Here is a 2,710-nt window from a genome sequence, read left to right on the forward strand (position 1 = left end):
GCACAACGCCGATCGATGAAGAGGCGAAACCGCCGTTGATTGCACCTATCGAAAATAAGGATGTCATCCGTGGCCGCGCCTATGCACAGCAGCCGCCGACGATCCCGCACAAGATCGACGGCTATCAACTCGACAAGAATGCAAACCGCTGTCTCGCGTGTCATGCGCGCAGCCGTGCGGCCGACAGCGGAGCGGTGCCCATCGGTGTCTCGCATTACCTCACGCGAGACAACGCCACGCTCGGAAGTCTCTCGCCGCGCCGCTATTTCTGCACGCAGTGCCATGTCTCGCAGGCCGACGCGAAGCCACTGGTCGGCAACACGTTCACGGACGTCGAAGATGTGCGTGTCGCGCCCGGGCCGCAAGCTGCGGGCAAGGCTGGCAAGAACTAGGAGCGAGCGATGTCCGGCTTTCTGACGCTGCTCAAGCGCTATTGGCGAACCATCAACCGTCCGAGCGTGCACTACAGCCTGGGCTTCCTCACGCTCGGCGGGTTTATCGCGGGCGTGGTGTTCTGGGGCGCGTTCAACACGGCGCTCGAAGTGACGAACACGGAAGCGTTCTGTACGAGTTGCCATGCAATGCACGACAACACTTACGCGGAGTTGAAGAGCACGATCCATTTCAGCAATCGCAGCGGCGTCCACGCGAAATGTTCGGACTGCCATGTTCCGCACAACTGGACCGACAAGATGGCGAGAAAGATGCAGGCGTCGAAGGAAGTGTGGGCGGCGGTCTTCGGCACGGTGGACACGCGCGAGAAATTCCAGGACCGGCGGCTCGAACTGGCGGAGCACGAATGGAAGCGGATGAAAGCCAACGATTCGCTGGAATGCCGCAACTGCCATTCGTTCGAATCGATGGATTTCACCCGGCAAAGCCCGCGCGCCCAAAACGCGCACCAGCGCTTTCTCGGCTCGGGCGAAAAGACCTGCATCGATTGTCATAAGGGTATTGCGCATCAATTGCCGAACATGACGCAGGCAATGCGCGATTTGTCACCGCCCGATCCGGCACAACGCGATGGGCGCACACCATGAGAGGACCTTCCATGAGCAAGCACGCAGAAATTCCGTTGCAATCCTCCCGCACGAATCGGCAAGACGCGCTTTTGTCCGTTGACAAGCTCGCCTTCGATCGCGCTGGCGAAATGCTCTTTAGCAACGTGGCGTTTGACGTCGACGCAGGCCAGGTCCTGCAGATCCACGGCCCGAACGGCAGCGGCAAGACCACGCTGTTGCGGGTGCTGGCGGGACTGTTGCGGCCAAGCGCGGGCGTGGTGCGATGGCGCGGCCAGGATACGCATGCGCATCCTGAAGCATGGCGCCAGTCGCTCGCGTTTCTCGGGCACCTGAACGGCATCAGCGACGACCTGACCGCCGCCGAGAACCTTAGCTTCAGCGCCGTGCTGGGCGAGGTATCGGAGGAACGAGTGGAAGTGCAGGAGCAAGTACTGAAAAGCGTCGGGCTCGACCGCTATCAGCATGCGATTGTTCGCGGCTTGTCGCAGGGGCAAAAGCGCCGCCTCGCCATCTCGCGGCTGCTGCTTGAACACAAGCCCCTCTGGCTGCTCGATGAACCCGCGGCCGCGCTCGACGATGAATCGTCGGCGGTGCTTGAGCGCTGCATCGAAGGTCATCTGGAGCGCGGCGGCATTGTGTTGATGACCACGCACAAGTCGATCAACACCTCGCCCGCCGTTACGCGCAACCTGTATTTCGAACCGAGCGGCCGATGCTCAGATTGACCGAGAGCATCGTACGGCGAGAGCTCGCGCTCACCTGGCGGCGACGCACCGGCGCGCTCGGCTGCCTGCTGTTCTTCGTGATCGCGGCGAGCCTGTTTCCGCTGGCGGTCGGCTCGGACCCGGACCTGCTGCGCGCCATTGCGCCCGGCGTGTTGTGGGTCACCGCGCTGTTCGCCGCGATGCTCTCGCTCGGGCGCCTGTTCGCCCCCGATTTCGCCGATGGCGCGCTCGACCAGATGTTATTGGCGCCGCACTCGCTGCTCACGATGGTGACCGCGAAGATCGCGGCGCACTGGCTCACCAGCGGGTTTGCGCTCGTGCTGCTGGCACCGGTGCTGGCGATCCAGTACGACCTCGCCTTCGATACGATCGTGCGTCTCACCGTCGCGCTATTGCTCGGTACGCCTGCTCTGAGCCTGATCGGTTCGATGGGTGCCGCGCTCACACTCGGCGTGCGCGGCGGCGGAATGTTGCTCGCCGTGCTGGTGTTGCCGCTTGAAACCCCCGTGCTGATTTTTGGGGCGAATGCCGCCGATCCATCCCGCTCGGGCGCGTGGTCGACGGCGAACTTTTCCCTGCTCGGCGCGGCGCTTCTCGCCACGCTTGCGCTATGTCCGTTCGCAACTGCCACGGCGTTGCGGATCTCTGCGGAATGAACTGGATTCCTAACTAGCGACTCATGAACCTTTCCATTCCTCGCACCGGCTGGCTGCGCTATGCATCGCCGGTACAGTTCTACAGGCTGGCCGGAAAAATGATCCCCGGCTTCGCCTTTGCGGCGCTGCTGCTCGTCATGCCTGCTATTCACATCGGGCTATTCGTGGCGCCGACCGACGCCGTGCAGGGCGATGTCTATCGCATCATGTTCGTGCACGTGCCGGCCGCGTGGATGTCGATGCTGATCTACGTGGTGATGGCGTGCTACGCCGCGCTCGGTCTCGTGCTGAACGCGCGCCTCTCGGC

5 protein-coding genes are annotated in these 2,710 nt (G+C 62.8%); all 5 read left to right on the forward strand.

The genetic code is table 11. The features are described from left to right. A partial coding sequence (locus WCA53_RS02440; protein WP_423905098.1) for a nitrate reductase cytochrome c-type subunit occupies window positions 1-392 on the forward strand: 392 nt, incomplete at its 5' end. Between the two features lie 9 nt (window positions 393-401). Then, complete coding sequence (locus WCA53_RS02445; protein ID WP_423905100.1) at window positions 402-1,040, forward strand: NapC/NirT family cytochrome c; 639 nt, start codon at window positions 402-404, stop codon at window positions 1,038-1,040. Window positions 1,041-1,051: 11 nt separating this feature from the next. Beyond that, entirely contained in the window at window positions 1,052-1,747 is a 696-nt protein-coding gene (ccmA, locus tag WCA53_RS02450; protein ID WP_423905102.1) for a cytochrome c biogenesis heme-transporting ATPase CcmA, read from the forward strand. Beyond that, complete coding sequence (gene ccmB / locus WCA53_RS02455) at window positions 1,735-2,403, forward strand: heme exporter protein CcmB (protein ID WP_423905104.1); 669 nt, start codon at window positions 1,735-1,737, stop codon at window positions 2,401-2,403. The genes ccmA and ccmB overlap by 13 nt, the downstream gene beginning before the upstream one ends. A 23-nt stretch (window positions 2,404-2,426) precedes the next feature. Next, window positions 2,427-2,710, forward strand: a 284-nt coding sequence (gene ccsA / locus WCA53_RS02460; RefSeq protein WP_423905106.1) for a cytochrome c biogenesis protein CcsA, incomplete at its 3' end; no start/stop codon positions are given.

Origin of the sequence: Caballeronia sp. (assembly GCF_049581465.1) — a bacterium.
GTDB lineage: Bacteria > Pseudomonadota > Gammaproteobacteria > Burkholderiales > Burkholderiaceae > Caballeronia.

Coding starts and splice junctions, on each gene's coding strand:
- ccmA (WP_423905102.1), top strand. CDS start 1,052: ATGAGCAAGCACGCAGAAATTCCGTTGCAATCCTCCCGCACGAATCGG.
- ccmB (WP_423905104.1), top strand. CDS start 1,735: ATGCTCAGATTGACCGAGAGCATCGTACGGCGAGAGCTCGCGCTCACC.
- WCA53_RS02445 (WP_423905100.1), top strand. CDS start 402: ATGTCCGGCTTTCTGACGCTGCTCAAGCGCTATTGGCGAACCATCAAC.